This window comes from Mesopusillimonas faecipullorum (assembly GCF_020539505.1).
Taxonomy (GTDB): Bacteria; Pseudomonadota; Gammaproteobacteria; order Burkholderiales; family Burkholderiaceae_B; genus Mesopusillimonas; species Mesopusillimonas faecipullorum.
The window spans coordinates 566,924-590,209 of sequence record NZ_JACDXW010000001.1 but is presented as its reverse complement, the minus strand read 5'-3'; the positions used below and the strand labels follow the sequence as shown (position 1 = coordinate 590,209).

Here is a 23,286-nt window from a genome sequence, read left to right as displayed (position 1 = left end):
ATTTGATTGCTGCTGTAAAGCCGCTCAGTAAACGGGATTGATGGCCTAGGTCGGATAGCTGTCATTTACTGCCACGTAGCAGAATCCTTTGCATTTCCGATTTAACGTATATACAATATTTATGCGTATCACCTATGACTCAGCCAAGCGTGTCAAGACTCTTGAGGAGCGAGGGCTTGATATGCGATTGGCTGGGCAGGTATTTGTCGGTAAGCACTTTACAGCCCAGGACACCAGGTTGAACTACGGCGAACCACGCTACATTTCTATTGGTGAAGTGAGTGAGAGAGTGGTCGTGTTGGTCTGGACTCCCAGAGGTAGGGCGCGCCGCATCATCAGTATGAGGAAAGCAAATGTCCGAGAGCAAACGAAGTATGCAGAGTACCTGGACGGACTCAGATGATGCCCCCGAATTGGGGGACGAGTTTTTCCAGAGAGCAGATTTTCTGGATGGCGATAAGGTAGTACGTCGTGGCCGCCCTAAGTCGGCGGCCCCCAATGTGCTTGTGAGCCTACGCATTCCTCCCGATGTGCTCGCACGTTGGAAGGAAACCGGCCCGGGATGGCAAACTCGTATGGTGGCTTCACTCAAGAACCATGCGCCGTCGTAGTGGTGCGGGGGAGTTTGCTTGTCTTCGTTCACATTCGCCTCTGCGGTTACTTACGTTAAATACACTAAGCCTGCTACCGTTTGCTAGCTAACCCCATCCAAGGGTGATAGCGCCACCCTTGGATACTTTGGGGCACCTCTACGGTTGCGAATCGTTTGGCGCAGTCTTCTAAAGACAGCCCCAAGTGTTCCGCCTGCTCTTCTAATAAGTCCATTAAGTCAAACTTGCCCCAGGGGCTTATGGCTGGGCCGCACAGCAGTGGTAATGTATGCAGACGGTGATGGTCGCTGATGTAAATATCTTTTCCGCGCCTGCTTTTATCCGGCTCTATTCGATGCACTCGTAATTCGCCGCTGTCTTCGTCAGGCAAGAAGACTAAGGACTCTGTTTTCATTGAGTTTGCGCGAAACGGTTGCTGCTGTGGTAGTACTCCGCTTAGCGCTGCTTGTGGGTACAACCAAGCGCTCGCGGCATTCAAGTTTCGGCCTGCTTTGACCAGCTCTCGGGGCAACATGGCATCCTGCATGCGGGCATGTTCCAGGTCTGAGAGGTAACGTTGAGACTGCAGTGTGTTTTCCGCAGTCTGGATACGGGGCAGGGAGCTTATGTTGTCGTGTTCAGTGGGCCGCATCAGCTTTCCGAGACGATGCGTTAGCAAGCGGAACGGACAAGTCAACGGTGCGCCTTCTTTCTCGAACCCTGGTCGAACGAAACATGCCGGAGTTTTATCCGGGCTTCCCTTAAATGGGCGGAAGTGTTTAAGGTTGGTATCAAAGATTAAGACGTTGGGATTTTCGCTTTGTTTGGAGCGATGGCGTTGAACACGACCGGCCAATTGGATGAGGGCACGCATAGATGAGGGCTCGGCAACTGCCCAGTCGGCATCCCAGTCACGACCTACTTCGCAAACAGGGCTGGCCAACACAATGAAAATGTGGTTTTTTTCTGCATGGGAGTCTATGTGAGCGCGGATGTCAGGTAGATAAAAAACTGCCTGTGGATCTCGTCGATTTAGGGCTGTGTCGAGTTGGTGTTCGATGGCTGATCGGTACAGCATGGGAAAACGTGCGTGATACACGCATAGATGTATGCGTGTCTGCTCACTTACATCGCTTGGTATCCCTTTCTGAAACAAGCTAAGGGCTACGTCGAAGAGGGGGTCGACGTTTGCCATACGAACCAAGCCGAAACTAATGCGCTTGCCACTGATGGGGTCAGGTTCTGAGTGGTGCTCGTGTAGCCGCAAGCAGGCTTCGCGGACATGATCTGAAAAGCACGCATGTAAAATGGCTGGGTCCAGGTTTTTGCCCAGGGGCAGTGTAAGCAACTCGCCTTTACGTAGCGGTGCGGCTTTCAGCAAGTGTTTGGCCCGCTTTTCGACAAATGCTAGATGTTTACCCCGGAATGCGTTCTCATCGTTGCAGTCACTTGTATGCACCCCGTATTCATCAGCCCAGAGGCAAGGGATGGCGAGAGAGGACTGCGCCTCAGTGCATACGCGGCCACGATTTAATTGATACTGACGACGACCGGCTTGATAGGCTAAAAACATGCCTTCTACTAGAGCTGGGGGCAGGGTGGCTGACGAAAGTATCACCCGAGTACCTAACATGCCAGCCCAGTGCACCAATCGGGTTAGGGCAGGAAGGTCTTCTAACGAGTAATCATCCAGTTCGTCAAGAACCAAGTCGCTACTCATGAGCCTTAGCATGGGGGCAATCTGGCGTCCTGCTCGGAGGGACTCAGTTGCAGGCGTCAGGTGATCTACAGTGCAGACCAATATGGGCGCTGAAATGAGGCGCCGAATGTCTGGGTCATGCAGGGCGCGTGCCAGTAAAGGGTGATCGGCAGTACTGCCTTCATAGAGCACATGGCTATCTTCCTCTATCAGAGCCTGTATCGAAGCCGACCCTTGGCGCTCTGCCTGTTGCTCATAAAACTCGAATAGTGCTCGGTTGGCAGAGCCACCTACCAAGATGGCGAGCTCGTCATTGCTTAGGTGTAAGTCGTTGCGATAGCTGCGCCCTGTTTGCAGTGTTAGGGTGCGCAGCCCTAAGGCATAACTTGCCCGAAGGCCCTGCTGAGGATCGGCCAAGGCATACAGGATGCGAGCATTAGCCAGCGTTTTCCCGCACCCTGTTGAAGCCATGTTGATAATGAATGCGCCACGCTCTTGGGCTGCATGACGTAACGCTACAGCGGCATCAGCCGCTTTATCTTGCCATGAAAACCGGGGGTGACCGCTGCGCTTTCGTAAGCCACGATGGCGAGCCAAGCGCGGAAGATAGCGCTCGAAGCCTGGTAAGGCATGAGCGATGAGACTGGCGTCCCGCGCGACACCTAGTAGGTGTTCGTCTAAGCCCTGTTTAAGTTTACCGTCACGGTCTGTATTGGCAAAAAGCTGGGGCGAGGCTTCTCCTTTTACGCGCTCCGCAGCTTTGCTGGGTAAGCTGGAGTAATAATGGTCGGCCAGCATCAAGCATAGGCGTGAAAGATGCATGGCATATGGATTGCTAAGCCATGCTCTAGGATGTTCGCTTGTGCGCTCCAGCAAACGTTTGGCTAGTCGTGCTGCTTGCGCTCGCCACTTTGGTGTCGAGACAGGCAAAGCGCCCGCAGGATCCCAGTATGCTGCGATTTGTTGGGGCTCCGCTTCCTGGCGGATTTCGTTTGAGTCGTGCATCATCTGCAGCAGTGGCGCCTCAAGCCATGCTGTAACCGAGCTGCCGTAATGCTTGCCCAGCCATTCTTGGAGCCCATCTTCATTAAAGACGGGGATAACGGGTAGGCGGTGGTGACTGACGACCAACCACGCAATAGCAGATGCCACAGGCGGCAAGCCGCGAAATGGCCTGTTGTTCGACGCGTCTATACCATCTCGCTGGTAACGACCTTTTCCCAACCACAGAGCCTCATCATATGCATCAGGGTTAGACAGTCGCTTCAACCATCCCAGATCGTCATCCTGACCTACAAAAGCTAGGAATAAACGTAAGGAGACCCACTCGTGTCGATAAAGGTTACGCTCAGTGAGCTTGCCTTTTAATCGTTCCTGAAAGGCGATGCTGGCCTTACCTAGGTCGTGCATCAGCGCGGCAATAGAGGCAAGTAGTCGAATATCTTCGCCACTATGCCAGTCGTTCTCATCTTGAGAGCGCAGGATGTCGCGTGATGTGGTGTTGGTTGGTACGGCCCCCAGAGCGTTGAATTGACTGGCGTTACCGACGACCCAAAGCAGCTCACTATGGTCCAGCCCTCTTATCCAATGGCATGCCACGGCCGTATTTTTTCGAGCCGTCTTGCGCAAAAGAGTTCGAACAGTGTCGAGTCCGGCCTGGGTGATAGGGGTTTGCCAAGTGCGATCACCGCGACGTTCAGCAAACTGATCCAAAATGCGGCGCGTTTCGCTCAACGCCCTTTTGCTGCATTGGGAAACAAACATGACGTTCATGGTGCCTCCCGCCCCAGCCTATCGGCAATCATTTTGAGCGAGTCGATCATGAAGTCTAAAGACTCGCTGCGTGCTAGGTTTTCTATGCAAGCTTGGCGGAACTGCTGTTCATCGTCGCCGCGTACTGCGCTAATGAATGCTTGAGGAAGTATGGTGGCGTCTTTGACTAAGTCTGCAGCATCGAATACCAAGCCACCGCGTCTGGTTTTGCCATGCAAGACGGCAAGGCCATGAGGTAGTCCCAAAACCCAGGTAGCGGTGGCTCCTAAGCCATAGGCCAGATAGTTACCGTGATCCAGAAACCGGTTGGCTGGATCCCCGGCCTCGTTTCGCTGGCTGCGTACAAAGTCGCCATAGCCGGTGGCGCGAGCAGCAAACTTGAAAAGTTGTTTGGTAAGCCGTGCCTCCTCAGTCAGCAGATAAGTGACATCAGGAGCGTTTTCCACTCCGCGTTGGCAGGTTTCAAGTGCTTTAGTTAATAAGGAGGGATCAAAGTCAAAGCCGGATTCACGCAAAAGACGATTGTCTATCCACCTGTCTTTTATGCGGTTAAGACGGAGGCGTTGGATTTGTTTCGCGGCTTCAAGGCGTCGCGTGTCGTCGAACCAAAGTTTGACCCAGCGCTGTAGATATTCGGTTGGGCGGTACTCACTTTGGGGAGAGAACCAGGCTGCGCTGACTTCTGCTTCGTTGGCAGAGAATAAAGGGGTGCCGCCGCCCCCACAAAAGCCTACCAATACACCTGCTTTTGCGAGTTCGCGCATGGCGGCTTGAGTAATGGAGGTGCCTGTGCCCAGCAACACAGACGTAGTGTTAGCAATGGGAATATTCCAATACAGAGAGCGTTTCCCTTCATCGGTGACATATTCGACGCGACCTCCGTTGACCAACACTCGGCAATGCTCCAAGTAATACAAGTTGGCCCGTTTGGAGTGAAGGATGGTTTTTAAAGAGGAGGGACTGATGTCATCCATAGCGCACCGCTGTCCATATCAATAATGACGAAGAGTAACTTAATGTGTTTATTTTGCAATAGGAGCTTTGCCTTAAGTCAGCACATTCTTTGGCGGTGTGGAGCGCCAGGGTGGCATGGCCCACGTTTCTCTGAGGTGGCAGCAGACCCCTTTAGATAAACCACGAAGAAATAGAAGTTATGCTTGCAGGCTCGTAAGTAAGCGAAGCCATGTACAAGCTGCTTGCACACATCCACTGTCACCCATCATGACTCTCCCCAACGATTCACTCCGGCCTCTGCCCCCCACCGGCCGCTTTCGCGCCTTGGATGCCGACAAACTGCGAGGTGGCTACTACACGCCTGAAGTTTTGGCAGAATGGCTCTGTGCCTGGGCTATCCGATCTCCAAGTGAGCGGGTGTTGGAACCGAGTTGCGGTGATGGCGCTTTTTTGGCGGCTGCAGCACGGCGTCTGACCGCGTTAGGTGCACGACCAGGTGCCAAAACCCAATTGCAGGGGGTGGAGATCGTGCCGGATCAGGCTGCTTTGGCAAGCGAGCGTTTGGCGCGGGAAGGGGCAGGTTTGGGGCGCGTTCACGTGGGCGATTTCTTCGCTTGGTGGACACAAACACAGTCAGAGCAGGTCGACACGGTAGTCGGTAATCCTCCTTTTATCCGTCATCAAAGCTTTCCTGAGCCCGCGCGTGAATTCGCCATGGCGGCCATGGCCACGCTGGGTTTGAAACCCAGCCGCATGGCGAATATTTGGGTGCCTTTTGTGGCGGCATGTGTGGCCAGGTTGGCACCGGGTGGCAGGTTGGCCATGGTCTTGCCTGCCGAGCTGTTGCAGGTGGCTTATGCTGCACAACTACGCGGTTTTCTGGCCCAGAGTTTCCACCGTATCGACTTGGTGGCTTGCACCGAATTATTTTTCGAGAATGTTCAGCAAGAGGTCGTGCTGTTGCTGGCAGAGGGCAAGTCCTTGTCACCCGTGCAGGAATGCCAGGTGCGTATGCACGAAGTGCAGACCGCTGCCGAGTTGGTCGGGAAGAGGCCCGAAGCGTTAATGTTGGCTCAAGCCCCCAAACTCGTGCAGCACGATAGCGAAAAATGGCTGAAGTACTTCCTGAGCAACGCAGAAATGGGCCTGATGCGAGCGCTGCGCGAGGCCGGGGGCGTGGCTCCCTTGTCTGCCCATGCCTCGGTAGACGTTGGTGTTGTCACGGGGTTTAACGATTTCTTTGTGTTGGATAACACGGCGGTACAGGCTCATGATTTATCTGCCTGGGCCGAGCCGGTGGTATCGCGCGCGGCTCAGTTGAAGGGCGCTGTTTTTACCTCGCAAGACTGGCAAGAACTCTCTAACAAGCCGGCTCAGCGCGTGCATTTATTGCGTCTTCAGCCCGACACGCTGGTGCCTTCAGGTTCGGGTTTGCAGGCCTATTTGCAGGGGGGCGAAGTGGCAGGCATACACCGTGGGCACAAATGTTCTATCCGCAAACCTTGGTATGCCGTTCCCTATGTGTGGGCGCCCGACGTTTTTCTTTTTAGGCAGATTTACGCTTTTCCAGCTGCGGTGCTTAACGCGGCGAATGCAGCGGTGACGGATACTTTGCACAGGCTGCGTGTGCATACTGCTAAGCCCGAACAGTTGCTGCCCAGTTTCTATACCTATTTAACTGCTGCCTCGGCTGAAATAGAGGGCCGAAGTTATGGCGGCGGCGTGCTGGAGCTGGGGCCCACCGAGGCTGAACGGTTATTGATGCCGGCCAGCTTGCAAAGCGGGTTGCCTTTGAGCGAGATCGACGCCATGATCCGCAAGGGCAAACTGGACGAGATTTTGGCGGAAAACAGCCAACTTATTCTACAGGCGGGCCTGGGCTTAAGCACTGCGGAATGCCGCATGTTGCGCGGTATATGGGAGCGCATGCGCGACCGACGTATGGCGCGCCGCAAGCAGCGGCGCTCGTCTTTGTCGGGCGCTACCGCATAAGCTTGTAAGCGCCCGGAGTTAGGTCGCACAGCTTCTAATAAAGCCTGAGCTCATCCAGGTCTAAGCGGCGAACCATATCTTGCGCCAAACCGTCTGAGATTTTTCGTTGGCGCGCTAAATCGAAAAGGGCGTCGCGTGCGGCTTGCGCGGCGAGTTGCCTCAAGTGGCGTTCTTGTGCGTGTCGGCGCATGGCATCTGCTTCGGATTCCGTGTCGCTGGGGGCTTCACCCAGCGCCTCGTCCAGGCTGGTTAGAATGCGCTCGCTGAGGGCGGCATAAATCTCGCTATCCAATGCGGCACTGCCTTCGGAGAGGGTTTTTGTTTCTTTGTCCAAGATGGTTCTGGCCGCGTCGCGGGCGCTGCGCCACGCCAAATCGTGTTGTAAATGGTGCTGGGTGTTGGACGCTTTAGGTGCCCCTCGTAACAGCAGTGGCAGGCTGATGGTAGCGACTAGCAGCGACACAATAATGGTCGTTGCCGCTAGCAAGATAGCCAGCTCACGACCGGGAAAGGGCTCACCCGATGAGAGAGTGAGTGGCAGAGTCATGACGCCTGCCAGCGTGATGGCGCCGCGAACACCACCAGCCGAGAGGATAAGCAACGACCGCATGTAGGTGTTCTGGTTGGATGCGGGTTTCCGGCGGAACAACTGAGTGACCCACATGGCGGCATAGGCCCAGACAAAGCGAAACAAAGCCAGTGTCAGACAAATGACCAAAGCATAAATCGGTATCCACCAGGGGCTGTGGTGCCCAGTCTGTTCGATAATGCTGACGGCGTCCCGGAAGATATCGGGCAACTGCTCACCCAGCAGCACAAAAATAATGCCGTTAAGCGTGAATTGCAGCATTTCCCAAACGGTATGGCGGCGTACACGGGTTGTGGCGTCCTGGCGGGTAGAGAGGTCGGTGTAACCCATCACCAAGCCGGCAACCACCGCCGCCAAGATGCCTGAAGCATCCAACCATTCTGCAATGAAATAGGCGGCAAAAGGCGTGAGCAAGCTAAGCAACACTTCGGAGCCAGGCTCGTCCCCGAACCGGCGCGTAAAGGCATCGCGCAGCATAACGATGGCCAGCGCTGTGACTGCTCCTGAAGCCAAGCCGACGCTGGCCACCCAGAAAAACGACGAGACGGCTTTCGAGACGGCGAAACTGCCCGTCACGGTGGCCAAGACGGCGGCTTGAAACGCCACCAGGCCACTGGCATCGTTAAACAGCGCCTCACCTTCCAGGACGGACGCCACGCGCTCAGGGATGGGTAGTCTGCGTGCAATGCCCGAGAGCGCCACGGAGTCGGTAGGTGACACGATGGCGGCTAAAGCGAATGCAACGGGCAAGGGCATGACAGGAATCATCCAATGGATGACGTAGCCCAAGCCCAGCACAGTAATGAAAACCAAGCCGAATGCCAGTAGCACAATGGGAAGCCAGTCGCGCCGCAATGCGTCTTTGGGGAGACGCCAGCCATCCAGAAACAGCAGTGGGGGTAAAAAAAGCAGAAAAAATACTTCTGGATCCAGAGTGACGCCTTCCTGGAAAACACCGGCAATCAGGATGCCCAGGAAAATCTGCACCAAGGGCAAGGGCAGGGGTAATGGAATAAGCCGGATGAAAAAACTGCTGGCCAGAACTGCGGCCAGCATGGCTAGTGCGATGGCGACGCTTTGCACTGGTGTTCCCTTGAGTGTTGGTCGCGCCTCAAGCTGAAAAAAGCGCGAAAGTCATAAGAAATTAGCACGTATTATGTATGATGAGCTGCCTCGACGCTGCCTGCTAGGGAGTGTCCCGATCCGGTTTTTCCCTCACGAGAGGATCTGTCCCTATGCCGGCTGCCTTGTCTCATATCGAACTGGGTTCGCTGCTTGATTCATTTATCAGCCTGACAGCGGCTTTTTTATTAGGCGGCCTCATAGGGCTTGAGCGCCAGTTTCGTCTGCGTACGGCGGGTTTACGTACCAATGTGCTGGTAGCGGTGGGAGCGGCATTGTTTGTAGACACCGCCACGCGATTTCATCTGTTGCATGGCGGCTCACCCAACGCGCTTCAGGTATTGGCTTACGTTGTCTCTGGGGTGGGTTTTCTGGGCGCCGGGGTCATCATGCGCGAAGAAGGCAACGTGCGTGGCATCAACACCGCCGCCACACTGTGGGGTTCGGCTGCGGTGGGCGGAGCCGCCGGGCTGGACCTTCTGGCCGAGGCCATCATGGGCACATTGTTTGTGCTGTCGGCCAATATTTTGCTCCGGCCTGTGGTCGATCACATCAATAGACGGCCCATGAACCCGGAAGAGGTCGAAGCCACCTATACCGTACACGTGATTGCAGATGAGCAAGACAGCGCTCACGTGTTGACGCAGTTCGAAGAGGCGCTCAAAGCCTGCAAACTACCTACACGCGACAAAGAGTTGCGCGCCTTCGGTGAGGAAAAAGTAGAAATCGAGGTGCGTTTGCTGCCGGTTTCTTTGTTAAACAGCGAACTTGATGCCTTGATAGGCCGGCTACGCAGGGTGGCGGGCGTGCAGCAGGTGTTCTGGCGGGCCAGCACGTCTATTTAAGGTGTTGTTGCAAGGGTGTTCTGGCTTCAGGGAGCCTAGGCGTGGAGTATGATTGAAGATTACTTCCCCTCATAGTCTCGAAGAGGTCGCAAATGCCGCATTATCGTTCACGCACGTCCACCCATGGTCGTAACATGGCTGGGGCCCGCGCGCTTTGGCGCGCCACGGGCATGAAAGACGGGGACTTCGGCAAACCGATCATTGCGGTAGTCAACTCTTTCACCCAATTCGTACCTGGGCACGTCCATCTTAAAGATTTAGGCCAGCTGGTTGCGCGCGAAATCGAAGCCGCCGGCGGTGTCGCCAAAGAGTTCAACACCATTGCCGTGGATGATGGCATTGCCATGGGCCACGGGGGCATGCTGTATTCCTTGCCCTCGCGTGAACTCATCGCCGACTCGGTAGAGTACATGGTCAATGCGCACTGTGCCGACGCCATGGTGTGTATCTCCAACTGCGACAAAATCACCCCGGGCATGCTCATGGCTGCCATGCGGCTCAATATTCCCGCCGTTTTTGTATCGGGCGGCCCTATGGAGGCCGGCAAGGTTCTCGAGCCGGGCACGCAAAAAGTCATCAAACTGGATTTGGTCGATGCCATGATCAAGGCGGGCGACCCTACCGTTTCCGACGCCGAATCCGACGAAGTCGAGCGTAGTGCCTGTCCTACCTGTGGTTCGTGCTCAGGGATGTTCACCGCCAATTCCATGAACTGCCTTACCGAGGCGCTGGGCTTGGCCTTGCCGGGTAACGGTTCTTTGGTGGCCACGCATGCCAAACGTAAAGGCCTGTTCCAGCGCGCCGGGCGTTTGGTGGTTGATATCTGCCGTCGTTACTACGAGCAAGAAGACGCTTCGGTGCTGCCCCGTAATATCGCGACGTTCGAAGCTTTCGAAAATGCCATGACGCTCGACGTGGCTATGGGCGGCTCCACCAATACGGTTCTGCACTTGCTGGCAGCTGCGCAAGAAGCCGGTGTTGACTTCACCATGTCCGATATCGACCGCATCTCGCGCGGTGTGCCTTGCGTGTGCAAGGTAGCGCCTGCTACGCAGGACTACCATATGGAAGACGTCCACCGCGCCGGCGGCATCATGGGCATTTTGGGCGAGCTGGGTCGCGCAGGCCTGCTTAACCTGGATGTCAACAACGTACATAGCGGTACTTTAGGTAAGGCTATCGAGGCTTGGGACATCAATAGCGGCAATGCCAGCGAAGAGGTTCAAGAGTTTTATCGCGCTTCTCCAGGCGGTATTCCTACCCAAACAGCCTTCAGCCAAGATCGCCAGTACCCCTCGCTTGATATCGATCGTAAGAATGGCTGCGTGCGCTCCCGCGAACATGCTTATTCTCAAGACGGTGGTTTGGCTGTGCTGTACGGCAATCTGGCACCCAAGGGTTGCATCGTTAAAACGGCGGGTGTCGACGACAGCATTCTTACCTTTACGGGCAAGGCCAAGGTCTACGAAAGCCAGGAAGACGCCGTTGCCGGTATTTTGGGCGACGAAGTCAAAGCCGGCGACGTGGTCATCATTCGCTACGAAGGCCCCAAAGGCGGCCCGGGCATGCAAGAAATGCTGTATCCCACCTCTTATCTCAAGTCCAAAGGCTTGGGGGCTCACGCTGCCTTGCTCACCGATGGACGTTTTTCGGGTGGGTCGTCGGGTCTGGTGATTGGCCATGCTTCCCCCGAAGCCGCCGAGGGCGGCAATATTGCCTTGGTCGAAGAGGGCGACACCATCGAGATCGATATCCCCAATCGTCGTATCAACTTGGCGATCACCGACGAGCAGCTGCAAGCGCGTCGTGAGGCCATGCAGGCCAAGGGCGACAAAGCCTGGAAACCTGTAGACCGCGAGCGTGTCGTGTCGCAAGCCCTGCAGGCCTATGCCGCTATGGCTACTTCGGCCGACCGTGGCGCTGTGCGTGATATCAGCCAATTGACATCGCGCTGATCACCTATGCTTGTAGCTAAGGCAAAGCAGGGCTGGGGCGGCTTCGCCCTGCTCGTGCTCACGGTGGCATTCTGCTTTGCCGTTAGCTCGGTGCCTACGCCGTTGTATCCGCTGTATATACAGGCTTGGCAAGCACCGCCCAGCGCCATAGGCGATGTTTTTGCCATTTACATGGTGGCGGTGCTGCTGACGCTATTGTGTCTGGGGCGGGTTTCCGACACCTATGGCCGCTTGCGCGTGGTGTTGGTGGCTTTATGCTGCGTGCTTACCGGCATCGCTTTGTCGGCTTTCTCCATTAACGTCACCATGTTGCTGGTGGCGCGGGCTATTACCGGGCTGGGTAATGGCTTGCTGACGACGGCTGCCACGATTGCCCTGATTGATGCCCACCCCACAGGGGATAAACGCATCGCCTCAATCGCCATGGCCTCTGGTATTGCGGTGGGCTTTGGCTTGGGCCCCTTGCTGGGCGGGCTGGTGGCTCAAGCGGGTTTCTATCCCCTGATTACCGCTTACGTACCGGTGTTTTTGGTGATTGCCGCCTGCGCTTTTGGCGTGTGGCGTTACAGTAAAACCGTCAGGCCGGACTCAGGGTTCGTGCGGCGTCCTCTGTCCATGAGGCCCGAGCTTTCCCTGGCTGGGGGCGCGAACCGCAAGCCTTTCGTGCTGGCCTGCTTGGGTGGTTTCGCCAACTATGCAACGGGCTGTTGCTATTTTTCTTTATTGCCAGCCCTGATGTTCGGTGCATTGCCGTGGAAAGGGCCTTTGGTAATGGGGCTGGCTTTTCTACCCATGGCTTTCCTGACGCTAGCGATCCAGATATCGCAGCGCAACGTCGAGCCTTTCAAAGGCCTGGGTATAGGCTTGCTCTCGCATGTCATGGCGGCACTTTGCATGCTGATAGGCGTCTTGCCCTTTGGCACGCCACTGGCGCTTTTTGTCGGTATCGTGTTCCTTAGCATGGGGCAAAGCTATAGCTTTATGTGTAGTGCCACGATAGCCAACCTGGCATCCGACCCGGCTCGTCGCGCGGCCAATATGTCTACCTACTTCCTGAGTGCTTATTTAGGTGCCAGCGTGCCGCCTATGGTGGTTGGGCGTATGGCTGATGGCCTTGGCCTGGTTCGTGCCCTGACTTTGTATGGCAGCCTTCTTGCCATAACGGTGGCCATACTGACGTATCTGTCGTTCAGTTGGTCCAAGCGCAGGTGGCTCACCTGATCGCTGGTTCCCAGGCAAGCTTGCTTCCTCCGTATTGGTATTAACCCTCGTTTTTATGTATTGGGGGCATTATTTCCCCGGCTGTCTCAAAAATAATATTAATATCGAAAAATATACTCATCGGGAGGGGTAGAACGATGAGTTGGTAACCGGTTATACGGCAAGCTGAAACAATCCAAACAACGTACTAGGGAGCATCACCGTGCAAGCGCAAACCAATCCGCCCTCAGGGGCAAGTGGGTCTCAGGAAGTCAGTAAATATGGGTGGAAAGCCCTGGCCGGGTCAGCAGTCGGTTATGCCATGGACGGCTTCGATCTGCTTATTCTTGGCTTCATGTTGGCCGCCATTTCGGCGGATTTGGCCCTGACCAAAGGGCAGGCGGGCTCGTTAGTCACCTGGACGCTGATAGGCGCAGTGGCCGGCGGCATCATCTTTGGTTCGCTTAGCGACTACTACGGTCGCATTCGAGTGCTTACCTGGACTATTGTCCTGTTTGCTGTTTTCACCGGTCTGTGTGCATTCGCGCAAGGGTACTGGGATCTGCTGATCTATCGCACGATTGCCGGTATAGGCTTGGGCGGGGAGTTCGGCATAGGTATGGCGCTGGCTGCCGAAGCTTGGCCGGCAAAATACCGTGCTCGGGTGTCTTCGTATGTGGCGCTGGGTTGGCAAATGGGTGTGTTGGGTGCGGCATTGCTGACGCCCCTGCTCTTGCCGCACATCGGTTGGCGCGGCATGTTCTTGGTGGGCGTGATCCCGGCCTTTGTTGCTTGGTATATCCGTAACAAGCTGCACGAGCCAGAAGTCTTTGTACGCAAAGCCATGCAAAAAGGGGATAAGCTCAAATCCTTCAAGTTGCTGGTTAAGGATGCGGCTACCACCCGGGTCAGTTTGGGTATCGTGATTCTGACAGGGGTACAAAACTTCGGTTACTACGGCATCATGATCTGGATGCCCAGCTTCTTGGCCAACCAACACGGTTTCTCGCTGACCAAGTCGGCCATGTGGACGTCCGTCACCATCGTGGGCATGATGGTAGGCATATGGGTGTTCGGCCAGCTGGCCGACCGCATCGGTCGTAAGCCGTCTTTCCTGTTGTTTCAAGCGGGCGCCGTGGTCATGGTGCTCTACTACGCACAGCTGTCCGACCCTACCACCATGCTTTGGGCGGGAGCGGTCATGGGTATGTTCGTTAACGGCATGATGGGTGGCTACGGCGCCTTGATGTCCGAGGCGTATCCCACTGAAGCCCGGGCTACCGCACAGAATGTGCTGTTCAATATCGGGCGAGCCATTGGAGGCTTTGGGCCGGTGGTGGTCGGTGCCTTGGCCATGACATACTCCTTCAATACGGCCATTGCGCTGCTTGCCGCTATCTATGTGCTGGACATGCTGGCCACCTTGTTCCTGATCCCTGAACTCAAGGGTGTGGAGCTCGAGTAATGGTAAACGAAGGCTTTCAGCGTAATGCGGCTCACGTTGCTTCGCATCTTTGCGAGGTGGTCGAGCATCGTTGGGTCAATGCACGCTATAAGTATCTTCGCCTCAGCGCCCAAGTGGATCTGGTCGGGGCGACACGCCCTGGCCAGTTCTACCAGCTGCATTGCCCAGTCGATTCGGCGCACCAGCCCTTTTTGTTGCGTCCCATGAGCGTCTACGGCACGGGGCCTGCGCCTGGAACCATAGAGTTTCTTTACAACGTCACCGGCCTGGGCACGCATGCCTTGGCTCAGTTGCGCGAAGGCGCCACCATGGAGATCGTCGGGCCGCTAGGCAATACTTTCACGCTCAAGCCAGAGTTTCGCCGCATTATGGTGCTGGCGCGAGGCGTGGGTCTGGCCACCATGGCACCCCTGGTGCGTTACGCTGCCTCGCGTGGCGTGACTGTCACGGCTGTCATGTCAGCGCGCACGCCGGAGGACCTCATGCGTGACGAGTTTTTGCGCGGCGTGCCGGCGCAAGTGCACAGCGTGTACGACAGTGATGGCAGTTCGTCGGTAGAGGCGGTAGAGTCGCTGCTGCGCGCTTTGTTGGCGCAAGCGCCGCACGATGCCGTCTATACCTGTGGTTCCCATCGTTTACTGATGCTGTTGCAGCGTGTGTTGGCAGATTACCCCGAAGTCATGGGGGAAGTCGCCATGGAGCAACGCATGGCCTGTGGTATGGGCGTATGCCTGTCTTGTGTCCGCTTGTTCGACACGGCTGATCATGGCAAACAGTTCTTAAGAGTCTGTCGCGAAGGCCCTGTATTCCCTATTCGCGAAGTCGTCGGGGAGGTCGAGTTTGGCTGATCTTCAAGTCAAAGTGGGGCAACTGTCCCTACGGAATCCGGTCATGCCGGCATCGGGTTGTTTTGCCATAGAGTATGCCGAGGCGCTCGATCTTAATCAGTTGGGTGCTTTGGTCATCAAAAGCGTGTCGCCCAAATCGCGTGCAGGTAATCCCACCCCCAGAGTCGCCGAGACCTATAGCGGGATGCTCAATTCCATAGGCATCCCAAGCAAAGGGCTTGAGTATTTTCGCGAGCACGTGCTGCCTCCGTACACGCGTTTCGATACGCCTGTTGTGGTATCCATTTCGGCAGACACCGTAGACGAATTTGCCAAGGCTGTCGCGCAGATGTCTTTGCCCGACGTGGCGGTGCTTGAGGTCAATATCTCTTGTCCCAACCTGGAAGCTGACGGCATGGCTTTCGCCATGGACCCGGACACGACGTATCGCGCCATCAGTGCCGTACGCCGCGAAACCCAACATCCAGTGTGGGCAAAGCTGACTCCCAATGCGGGCAATGTGGCAAGTATTGCCAAAGCGGCCGAAGAAGCCGGGGCCGATGCGCTCGTCATGGGCAACACTATTTTGGGCATGTCCATAGACGTGCATACCCGTAAACCTAAGCTGGGTAACCTGATGGGGGGCTTGTCGGGCCCGGCGATTAAGCCGATTGCCTTGCGTATGGTGTATCAGTGTCATCGCAGCGTCGCAATACCCATTATTGGCTGCGGCGGCATCAGTAGTGCCGAAGACGTGGTGGAGTTCATGCTGGCAGGGGCCAGTGCGGTGCAGGTAGGCACGGCCTCCTTCATCGACCCCGGTGTCATGCAGAAAATCATTGCGGGTCTGGCGGTCTATTGCGAGCAGCATGGCATAGATAAAGTGGCCGACCTCACCGGCCAAGTGCTGTTAGACCCCGACCTTGCGGCGCGCTGGCAGCACTTTGCGCAGCAGGCATCCTAAGGGGGCGTACGTGAATCTCGCGTCACTTAGGCCTTTGGCCGAGAAAATCTTCGAAGACGTCCGGGCGCTTACCCACGACGGCGTGGGTGTGACCCGCGCCAGCTATGGTGAGGGTGAAAGCGCCGCTGGCGACTACCTGACCGAACTGGCACGCGCTGAGGGGCTGGAAGTCAGCGTGGACGCTGCGGCCAATCTGGTCTTTAGCCCCCCTGGTCTGGCCGAGGGCGCGCCGGTGGCCTGGGTAGGGTCGCATATCGACTCCGTGCCCCAGGGCGGTAACTTTGACGGCCTGGCAGGCGTCGTGGCCGGTTTACTGTGTTTGATTGCGCGCCAGCGGGAGGGTGTTTCCGATGCCTTGCCTACGCAAGTGTTGGCCTTCAGAGGCGAGGAAAGCGCCTGGTTTGGTAAGGCTTATATGGGTTCCGGCGCGCTTCTGGGCAAGTTGTCGGCAGCCGACCTTGATCTGCCTCACCGCGAAACGGGAAAACCACTGCGCGAATACATGACTGCAGTCGGCGCCGATGTGCAGGCCATTGCCCAGCAGCAAGTGTTATGTGATTTGTCGCGGGTCAGGGCATATTTAGAGCTGCATATCGAGCAAGGGCCGGTCATGGTGGCGCGTCAGCTGCCAGTAGCCGTGGTTTCGGGCATACGCGGCAATATCCGGCATAACCGTATTGTCTGCCTCGGGGACGCTCAGCATTCCGGCGTGGTTCCACGTTGGCTGCGGCATGACGCCATGTTTGCCGTGGCAGATCTCATCATGCGCCTAGACGAACACTGGCGGGTGTTGCTTGAGCGCGGCACCGATTTGGTCGTCACCACTGGTATCGTCCAGACTGACGCCGCCGAGCATTCCATCACCCGCATCCCTGGGCACGTGAATTTCAGCTTCGAGGCGCGTAGTAAAAGCACAGACACTCTGGAGGCTTTCTACCAATTGATGCGGGCCGAATGTAGTGCCATAGCCCGCGAGCGTGGCGTGAAATTCGAATTTGACCGGCGTTTGCTCAGTGATCCGGCCACCATGGATCCCGGCATTTGCGAGCGCTTATCCGACGCTTGCCGGCTCCAAGGAGTATCATTCGAGGTCATTCCCAGTGGCGCCGGGCACGATGCCTCTTTGTTTGCCAACGCGGGCATCCCAAGCGGGATGCTGTTCGTGCGTAACCAGCATGGTTCGCATAATCCGCATGAGGCCATGGAAATCGATGATTTCATGACAGGCGTGCAAGTTCTGAGTGACACGCTGGGAAGGCTATCATGAGGAATAAATGGAAAATAATTACCGTATAGAATCCGACTTGCTCGGAGACAGGAAAGTGCCTGTCGAAGCTTACTATGGCGTGCATACGCTACGCGCCATGGAAAATTTCCGCATTACCGGCACCACGATCGCCTCGCATCCCGAGCTGATCAAGGCCATGGCGGCGGTCAAGCAAGCAGCGGCTCGCGCCAACGCGCAACTGGGTCTGTTGCCGCAAGAAAAGTGCGACGCCATTGTTGCTGCTTGTGAAGAAATCCGCGCCGGGGCCTTGCACGATCAATTCGTGCTTGATGTGTTGCAGGGCGGGGCTGGCACCTCGACCAATATGAATGCAAACGAGGTCATCTGCAACCGCGCGCTCGAACTCATGGGCCATCAGCGCGGTGAATACCAGTATTTGCATCCCAATGAAGATGTCAACATGGCGCAAAGCACCAATGACGTCTATCCCACGGCTTTGCACGTGGCGGTCTTGATGGCGCTGGAAAACCTGATTGACGGCATGGAGCACCTGCGTGTTGCTTTCCAGGCCAAGGCGGAAGAGTTCGCCGATGTGCTCAAGATAGGTCGCACGCAATTGCAAGACGCTGTGCCCATGACCTTGGGCCAAGAGTTCGCCACATTCGCCCGTATGCTCCAAGAGGTCGTTGTACACCTGCGTACACAGCCTTTGTTGCTTACCGAAATCAACCTGGGCGGAACGGCGATAGGCACGGGCATTACCGCCCACCCCGATTACGCGGCTTTGTCCTGCGCTGCGCTGGCCGAAGTTACCGGCATGCAGCTGCACACCGCCCCCGATCTGATCGAAGCCACCCAAGACTGCGATGGTTTCGTCCAAGTGTCCGGTCTGCTGCGCCGCAGCGCAGTCAAGCTCTCCAAGATTTGCAACGATCTGCGTTTGCTTTCCAGTGGGCCGCGTGCGGGTATGGGCGAAATCAATCTGCCGCCCATGCAGGCAGGTTCTTCCATCATGCCCGGCAAGGTCAACCCCGTCATTCCCGAGGTGGTGAATCAGATCGCTTTCGAGGTCATAGGCAATGACCTGACCGTTACCTTGGCAGCCGAAGCCGGGCAGTTGCAGCTGAACGCCTTCGAGCCTGTGATGGCCGACTCGCTGTTCCGCAGCATTCGCCATCTGGCCAACGGCTGCCGCACGCTGGCCGATCTGTGTGTCAAAGGCATCACCGCCAACCACGATGTCCTGCATCGCAATGTCGAGCAATCGATTTCCTTGGCTACTGCCTTGAACCCGCTCATCGGCTACAAGGCAGCCACTGCTGTGGCGGCGGAAGCCTATGCGCGCGGCGAAACCGTGCGGGAAGTGGTATTGCGGCATGGCTTGATGAGCGAGACCGAGCTTGACGATGCCTTGCGTTATGACGCTTTGACGCAGCCGCGTATTTATGCCAAACACCATGCGCTAGCGCCTGAAGCTTGAGACCCGAAGGAGCCCCCACGTGACCCGTTCATCCATTGATCAAGCAACCGCCCGCAGCATCGCTACGGCACTGCTGGATGCGGGTTGCGTGTCCGCTCGCCGAGACGAACCCTTTCGTTTGCCCTCAGGGTGGGCCAGTCCGGTTTATATAGACTGCCGGCGTATTATTTCCTTCCCCAAGCTGCGCCGCCAAGTGGTAGATCAGGGCTTGGCGCACTTGCGTGCCGTGGGCGCGCTTGAAGGCGTTGAGGCCATTGTCGGAGGTGAAGCCAGCGGCATTGCGTTGGCTGCCTGGATGGCTGACGCGCTGGACCTGCCTTTGCATTACGTGCGCAAGAAAGCGGCGGGACAAAGCCAAATAGAAGGGGTGATGCACGCCGGCGACCGCGTGCTGCTCGTCGACGACATGATGGCAGGCGGGCAAAGCAAGCAGCGTTTTTGCCAAGCGCTAGGGGCAGCGGGTGCGCAAGTGCGTGATCTGTTCATTGTGTTCGACTACGGCACCTTCCCTACGCAGGCGCTGTTAGCGCCTTTGGGGATCAGGGTACATGCCTTGGCCAGTTGGCGTGATGTGCTTGAAGTGGCGCGCGAACGCGGCGATTTTGCCCCGGCTATTCTGAGCGAACTGGAAGTTTTCTTGAGCGACCCTGCTGCCTGGTCCCAGGCGCATGGGGGGCGGGCCCATTACGCTGCAGCGGGTTAAGTATGGCCACGGGTGGGCAAAAGTTCAAATCCTCCATCGATTATGCTGCTTTAGGTAATCGTTTGCGTGCCTACCGCGTGGGCGCAGCATTGCAAGCCGAAGAGATCGCAGCTGAACTTGGCGTTTCGCGTGCCGTGGTCTACCGCATGGAAAAGGGCGAGATCGTCAAAATAGAAACGCTGGAGCGCTTGGCCAAGTTGCTGGGCACTTCGTTGGCTTCCATACTGGGCGTCGAAGTCGAATACTATCCGAACGTATTGGGGTTATTCGAACGCATGCGCCAGCTAGAGCAGACCTCGGAGCGTATCTTTGCCCACTTCGAGCCCATTTCGCAGTTGCTGACTTCCGACGCTTATCTGCAGTCCCTGCATACCATGTTGCTTGAGGCAGTGCCGCGTCAAACCGGCGGTGTTTTCAAGCAGAAAGAAGTCGATGAGCTGATGCGCATCATTGTCGAGCGCAGAGCGTGGTTCGAAAGCAAAAGGCCGCACCTCGTCGCCTTGATAGGCTTGCAGGAACTACAGCGTTTCGTGCAGTTGGGCGTGGTGGGGCGCTTGGAGCTGCCTGATGAGATCAGGCGCGAGCGCCAGCAGTTGGCCGTACTCGAGGTAGAACGCATGGCTGACTTGATGGAAAACGAGCCGCTGAATGTTCAGATCGGCTTGATTGATGATGTCATGCCTTCGTCGACCTTCCAGTTGTTTACCAGTGGGCGGCGCAAGTTCGTTGCCGTCAGCCCGTTTCGCTTGGGAGAAATTCCCAACGTGCGTACAGGGATTGCGACGGTGACCGCTGCGCCGGAGGCATTGAAAATGTACGAGAATATGATTGCCCGCTTATGGCGCCATGCCCATAAGGGAAAAGCAGGTGCCCAGCTGTTACGTGAAATGCTCAAGCGTCACGCGGCGCCTTAACATGACCTGCTGTGCAGGCAGGGTACGATTGAAAATATGGCCGGCGTTCGGCCAGCCAGGTAGCATCGGAGTCTTCAGACCATGACGTTCAAAGCCATTACCCAACGATTTGCCCAGTCCGAATCAGGTAGCGATTCCTTCAAGCAGTTTTACAAGGAAGCCTTCGACTTGATGAAGGCGGATCCCGACAATGCGGGCCTGTATTTCGTGGTGGGCATTGCCGCTCAAACCTACGTGATCAAGTACGAAGACCAGGCTGTAGACCCTGCGTTTGCGGATAAGGCCAAAGCTGCCCTGGAAGACCTTAATAATCGCTTATTACAAGCGCTTGAACAGGGAGCAGACCAACGCTTGCGCGTATTGGGTGAAGTCGCTGTCGAATATCAGTGGCACATCGACGCTTTTTAAGCCCCCGGCCTGCCTGCGTTATCAAGCGTTAGGCAGGCGCGTAAGCGCGTAGGTGCTCGTCTCGAAACGAGTCACGCCCTGTTCAAGGAATTTAGGTTCCTTGGCCAAAATGTCGCGCTTTTCCAGCTGCTGCACCTGCATCCACGAAGGGTCGAACAGCGTGTTAACTTCGTCGCCAGATACGGCAAAAGGCGGGCCTGCGCGCTCGTGCTGTGGATAATCCACCGTAATCAACAGGCTTTTGCTGGCTGCGGGCAAAGGCCCATAGACGGCCTTGGCGTAGCGGCTGCGCATAGGCTCGGGCAGGGCGACCAAGGCGGCGCGGTCGTAACACGCGCTGCAAGAGGCAATAAGAGTGGCAGGCACCTGAAAAATGTCGGCGCAAAGTATGGATATCTGGCCGTGGCGCCACCATACCCCGTAATCGGTGAGTTCTTGGGTGGCCTGCATGCCTTGCTCGGCGAAGAACTGTTGTGCCGCCAGTGGCGAGAGTTCTACGCCCATCACTTGCAGGCCTTGTTCTGCCAACCAAATCAGGTCTAGGGCTTTGCCGCAGAGCGGCACGAGAACGGTGCTGCCAGGCGCAACACCCAGTGTAGGCCAGTGCCTGGCCAACATGGGCTCGATGCGATCTTGGTGAAAGCCGGTACGGCCCTGCTGCCAACGTTGCAGCCAGAAGTCAGCATCCATGCTGTGGGCCTATTAACGGGCTTCTTCGTTGTGGCTGACGCCGCGACGCACGACTATGGGTACGCCGCCCATTTTTTTCTTGGAAACCCACTGCGCCAACGAAGCATCCAGGTAGTCGGTGTGGCTGGGAAACCAGCGCGACAATTCGATAGCCAAACGACGTGCCTCGTTAGGATCGCCGGCCTGATCGTTCAGGTAGGCGAGAACCTCGCGCATGGAAGTCAGTACCGCTGCGTGCTCGTTGATGTGGCATTCGCGGGCGGGGAACTCGGTCTCTTCCATCCAGCGGTTTTCTTGGGAGAAGTGATGTTCGCTGTGATCAATCATTTCTTGCAGACGTTGAGGCATATCGGCATCGGTCGCCTTGAACAAGGCGTCAAGGTGGTCGACGAACTCACGATGGGTGTCGTCCATGGCGGGATAGCCTACAAGATAGGAGTCAGTCCAGCCGAAGGCGGTATCGGTAGAAGTGGAAGCATTCATGAGAAACGGTCATGCAACGATGGTGATTGGGCTTATCATAGCAAAATGGGCGCCTGGCCGAGCCGTACTTCACCCTGACAACAACAGGGCTGACAAGGACGAAATCCCTGCTATGGTTCACAATTACTCCTTTGTCGTCTGTTCTACGGGAAGCCTTATGACCCGCATCGTTCTGTTCGAAAACATCCACCCCAGCGCACGCGAAGTGTTCGAGGCTGCGGGTTTCAATGATATTGTCACTTATAAATCGGCCTTACCGCCCGATGAGCTCGCCAAGGCCTTGCAAGGCGCGCAGGCGGTGGGCATCCGTTCTCGCACCAACCTCGACGCCTCATTGCTGAAGCAGGCCGATGCCTTGCGCGTGGTGGGCTGCTTTTGCATAGGCACCAACCAGGTCGACCTCGAAACCGCCATGACCCGCGGCGTGCCGGTGTTCAACGCGCCGTTTTCCAACACCCGCTCGGTCGCCGAACTGGTGTTGGGTGAAACCATCATGCTGCTGCGTCGTATTCCCGAAAAGAACGACCGTGTGCATCATGGGCACTGGGATAAAACCGCCGAAGGCGCCTACGAGGCACGTGGCAAAACCATGGGCGTCATAGGTTACGGCAATATCGGCTCCCAAGTGGGTACGCTGGCCGAAGCCGCGGGCATGCGGGTGGTGTTCCACGACGTGGAAGCCAAGCTGCCCCTGGGTAATGCGCATGCGTGCACCACGCTTAAACAGTTGCTCGAACAGTCCGACGTCGTCACCTTGCATGTGCCCGGCGGTAGTTCCACGCGTAACATCATCAATGCCGAAACCCTGTCGTGGATGCGTCCGGGCGCCATTTTGATCAATGCTTCGCGCGGCACCGTAGTCGATATCGAGGCGTTGCGCGATGCCCTGGCATCCGGCCATCTTTCGGGCGCGGCTATCGATGTGTTCCCCACCGAGCCCAAAGGGGTAGACGAGGCTCTGCAAAGCCCGCTCATCGGCATGCGCAACGTCATTCTTACTCCCCATATCGGCGGCAGCACGCAAGAGTCCCAAGAAAACATCGGGCGCGAAGTCGCCGAGAAACTCGTGCGTTTCTTGCGTAGCGGTACGACCAAAGGGGCGGTAAATTTCCCCGAAATCTCTTACCAGGAAGCAGCTGGTTCCGCACGCATTTTGCATGTGCATCGCAACGAACCCGGCGCCATGGGTACGCTTAGCAGCCTGATGGCCCAGCATGGTCTTAATATCGTGGGCCAACAGCTGCAAACGCTGGGCAATATCGGCTATGTGATCTCCGATGTCGAAGGTCAGGTCGATGACACCGTCATGTCGGTCTTGCGTGCGCACCCCATCACAGTTCGCTGCGAACGCGTCGTTTAAGCAGGGGGCGGCTTAGCCGCCCATCCCCCTGTCATCTGCCAAGGA

At 56.6% G+C, this 23,286-nt stretch carries 20 protein-coding genes; 15 read left to right on the top strand and 5 right to left on the bottom strand.

The features are described from left to right. The first annotated feature begins 121 nt into the window (after nt 1-121). A complete protein-coding gene (locus H0484_RS02745) occupies nt 122-403 on the top strand; it encodes a BrnT family toxin (RefSeq protein ID WP_226952898.1) in 282 nt (93 codons plus the stop codon). Next, complete coding sequence (locus H0484_RS02740) at nt 354-611, top strand: BrnA antitoxin family protein (protein ID WP_226952897.1); 258 nt, start codon at nt 354-356, stop codon at nt 609-611. Before H0484_RS02745 ends, H0484_RS02740 begins: the two co-directional genes overlap by 50 nt. A 73-nt stretch (nt 612-684) precedes the next feature. Here H0484_RS02740 and cas3f read toward each other — a convergent pair whose 3' ends face one another. Together cas3f and cas1f are read right to left on the bottom strand one after the other, a co-directional pair. Beyond that, on the bottom strand, nt 685-4,062 hold the full coding sequence (gene cas3f / locus H0484_RS02735) for a type I-F CRISPR-associated helicase Cas3f (protein ID WP_226952896.1): 3,378 nt from the start codon (nt 4,060-4,062) through the stop codon (nt 685-687). Continuing rightward, nucleotides 4,059-5,036: a type I-F CRISPR-associated endonuclease Cas1f gene (gene cas1f / locus H0484_RS02730; protein ID WP_226952895.1), complete on the bottom strand. Its 978-nt coding sequence runs from the start codon at nt 5,034-5,036 to the stop codon at nt 4,059-4,061. The genes cas3f and cas1f overlap by 4 nt, the downstream gene beginning before the upstream one ends. A 247-nt stretch (nt 5,037-5,283) precedes the next feature. Between cas1f and H0484_RS02725 the strand changes: the two genes are divergently transcribed. Then, a complete protein-coding gene (locus H0484_RS02725) occupies nt 5,284-7,008 on the top strand; it encodes an N-6 DNA methylase (protein WP_226952894.1) in 1,725 nt (574 codons plus the stop codon). Nucleotides 7,009-7,042: 34 nt separating this feature from the next. Here the strand turns inward: H0484_RS02725 and H0484_RS02720 are convergent, their stop codons facing one another. Then, nucleotides 7,043-8,653: a Na+/H+ antiporter gene (locus tag H0484_RS02720; protein ID WP_226952893.1), complete on the bottom strand. Its 1,611-nt coding sequence runs from the start codon at nt 8,651-8,653 to the stop codon at nt 7,043-7,045. A gap of 179 nt (nt 8,654-8,832) precedes the next feature. On the opposite strand from H0484_RS02720, the gene H0484_RS02715 reads away from it, so the two are divergent. From H0484_RS02715 to H0484_RS02665, 11 genes are all read left to right on the top strand, one after another. Then, nucleotides 8,833-9,564 (top strand): MgtC/SapB family protein, encoded by a 732-nt coding sequence (locus tag H0484_RS02715; RefSeq protein WP_226952892.1) that lies wholly within the window; start codon nt 8,833-8,835, stop codon nt 9,562-9,564. Nucleotides 9,565-9,656: 92 nt separating this feature from the next. After that, the gene (gene ilvD, locus H0484_RS02710; RefSeq protein ID WP_226952891.1) at nt 9,657-11,519 is read left to right on the top strand and encodes a dihydroxy-acid dehydratase; all 1,863 of its coding nucleotides are present in this window, start codon (nt 9,657-9,659) and stop codon (nt 11,517-11,519) included. Between the two features lie 6 nt (nt 11,520-11,525). Then, entirely contained in the window at nt 11,526-12,740 is a 1,215-nt protein-coding gene (locus H0484_RS02705; protein ID WP_226952890.1) for an MFS transporter, read from the top strand. A gap of 301 nt (nt 12,741-13,041) precedes the next feature. Then, nucleotides 13,042-14,184 (top strand): MFS transporter, encoded by a 1,143-nt coding sequence (locus H0484_RS02700; protein WP_226953019.1) that lies wholly within the window; start codon nt 13,042-13,044, stop codon nt 14,182-14,184. Then, nucleotides 14,184-15,032 carry a dihydroorotate dehydrogenase electron transfer subunit gene (locus H0484_RS02695; protein ID WP_226952889.1) on the top strand — a complete coding sequence of 283 codons (849 nt, stop codon included), beginning with the start codon at nt 14,184-14,186 and terminating at the stop codon, nt 15,030-15,032. Before H0484_RS02700 ends, H0484_RS02695 begins: the two co-directional genes overlap by 1 nt. Continuing rightward, nucleotides 15,025-15,975 carry a dihydroorotate dehydrogenase gene (locus H0484_RS02690; protein ID WP_226952888.1) on the top strand — a complete coding sequence of 317 codons (951 nt, stop codon included), beginning with the start codon at nt 15,025-15,027 and terminating at the stop codon, nt 15,973-15,975. Before H0484_RS02695 ends, H0484_RS02690 begins: the two co-directional genes overlap by 8 nt. A 10-nt stretch (nt 15,976-15,985) precedes the next feature. Next, nucleotides 15,986-17,242 (top strand): hydantoinase/carbamoylase family amidase, encoded by a 1,257-nt coding sequence (locus H0484_RS02685; protein ID WP_226952887.1) that lies wholly within the window; start codon nt 15,986-15,988, stop codon nt 17,240-17,242. 7 nt (nt 17,243-17,249) lie between these two features. Next, entirely contained in the window at nt 17,250-18,683 is a 1,434-nt protein-coding gene (gene aspA / locus H0484_RS02680; protein ID WP_226952886.1) for an aspartate ammonia-lyase, read from the top strand. Between the two features lie 19 nt (nt 18,684-18,702). Beyond that, nucleotides 18,703-19,386: an orotate phosphoribosyltransferase gene (locus tag H0484_RS02675; RefSeq protein WP_226952885.1), complete on the top strand. Its 684-nt coding sequence runs from the start codon at nt 18,703-18,705 to the stop codon at nt 19,384-19,386. Nucleotides 19,387-19,388: 2 nt separating this feature from the next. Beyond that, entirely contained in the window at nt 19,389-20,300 is a 912-nt protein-coding gene (locus H0484_RS02670) for a helix-turn-helix domain-containing protein (protein ID WP_226952884.1), read from the top strand. Nucleotides 20,301-20,381: 81 nt separating this feature from the next. Then, nucleotides 20,382-20,708, top strand: a complete 327-nt coding sequence (locus H0484_RS02665; protein WP_226952883.1) for a hypothetical protein — start codon at nt 20,382-20,384, stop codon at nt 20,706-20,708. Between the two features lie 21 nt (nt 20,709-20,729). Here H0484_RS02665 and H0484_RS02660 read toward each other — a convergent pair whose 3' ends face one another. Beyond that, nucleotides 20,730-21,398, bottom strand: coding sequence for a thiopurine S-methyltransferase (locus tag H0484_RS02660; RefSeq protein WP_226952882.1), 669 nt, complete (start codon nt 21,396-21,398; stop codon nt 20,730-20,732). A gap of 12 nt (nt 21,399-21,410) precedes the next feature. Beyond that, the gene (locus tag H0484_RS02655; protein WP_226952881.1) at nt 21,411-21,881 is read right to left on the bottom strand and encodes a hemerythrin domain-containing protein; all 471 of its coding nucleotides are present in this window, start codon (nt 21,879-21,881) and stop codon (nt 21,411-21,413) included. Nucleotides 21,882-22,038: 157 nt separating this feature from the next. On the opposite strand from H0484_RS02655, the gene serA reads away from it, so the two are divergent. Then, on the top strand, nt 22,039-23,241 hold the full coding sequence (gene serA, locus H0484_RS02650) for a phosphoglycerate dehydrogenase (protein WP_226952880.1): 1,203 nt from the start codon (nt 22,039-22,041) through the stop codon (nt 23,239-23,241). Nucleotides 23,242-23,286 lie beyond the last annotated feature (45 nt).

Bases quoted from the DNA above. Each gene is read 5' to 3' on its own strand.
- cas3f (WP_226952896.1), bottom strand. From the start codon at position 4,062: ATGAACGTCATGTTTGTTTCCCAATGCAGCAAAAGGGCGTTGAGCGAA.
- H0484_RS02705 (WP_226952890.1), top strand. From the start codon at position 11,526: ATGCTTGTAGCTAAGGCAAAGCAGGGCTGGGGCGGCTTCGCCCTGCTC.
- H0484_RS02665 (WP_226952883.1), top strand. From the start codon at position 20,382: ATGACGTTCAAAGCCATTACCCAACGATTTGCCCAGTCCGAATCAGGT.
- H0484_RS02740 (WP_226952897.1), top strand. From the start codon at position 354: ATGTCCGAGAGCAAACGAAGTATGCAGAGTACCTGGACGGACTCAGAT.
- H0484_RS02715 (WP_226952892.1), top strand. From the start codon at position 8,833: ATGCCGGCTGCCTTGTCTCATATCGAACTGGGTTCGCTGCTTGATTCA.
- H0484_RS02700 (WP_226953019.1), top strand. From the start codon at position 13,042: ATGGACGGCTTCGATCTGCTTATTCTTGGCTTCATGTTGGCCGCCATT.
- H0484_RS02720 (WP_226952893.1), bottom strand. From the start codon at position 8,653: ATGCTGGCCGCAGTTCTGGCCAGCAGTTTTTTCATCCGGCTTATTCCA.
- H0484_RS02670 (WP_226952884.1), top strand. From the start codon at position 19,389: ATGGCCACGGGTGGGCAAAAGTTCAAATCCTCCATCGATTATGCTGCT.
- serA (WP_226952880.1), top strand. From the start codon at position 22,039: ATGACCCGCATCGTTCTGTTCGAAAACATCCACCCCAGCGCACGCGAA.
- aspA (WP_226952886.1), top strand. From the start codon at position 17,250: ATGGAAAATAATTACCGTATAGAATCCGACTTGCTCGGAGACAGGAAA.
- H0484_RS02725 (WP_226952894.1), top strand. From the start codon at position 5,284: ATGACTCTCCCCAACGATTCACTCCGGCCTCTGCCCCCCACCGGCCGC.
- cas1f (WP_226952895.1), bottom strand. From the start codon at position 5,036: ATGGATGACATCAGTCCCTCCTCTTTAAAAACCATCCTTCACTCCAAA.
- H0484_RS02660 (WP_226952882.1), bottom strand. From the start codon at position 21,398: ATGGATGCTGACTTCTGGCTGCAACGTTGGCAGCAGGGCCGTACCGGC.
- ilvD (WP_226952891.1), top strand. From the start codon at position 9,657: ATGCCGCATTATCGTTCACGCACGTCCACCCATGGTCGTAACATGGCT.
- H0484_RS02695 (WP_226952889.1), top strand. From the start codon at position 14,184: ATGGTAAACGAAGGCTTTCAGCGTAATGCGGCTCACGTTGCTTCGCAT.
- H0484_RS02655 (WP_226952881.1), bottom strand. From the start codon at position 21,881: ATGAATGCTTCCACTTCTACCGATACCGCCTTCGGCTGGACTGACTCC.
- H0484_RS02745 (WP_226952898.1), top strand. From the start codon at position 122: ATGCGTATCACCTATGACTCAGCCAAGCGTGTCAAGACTCTTGAGGAG.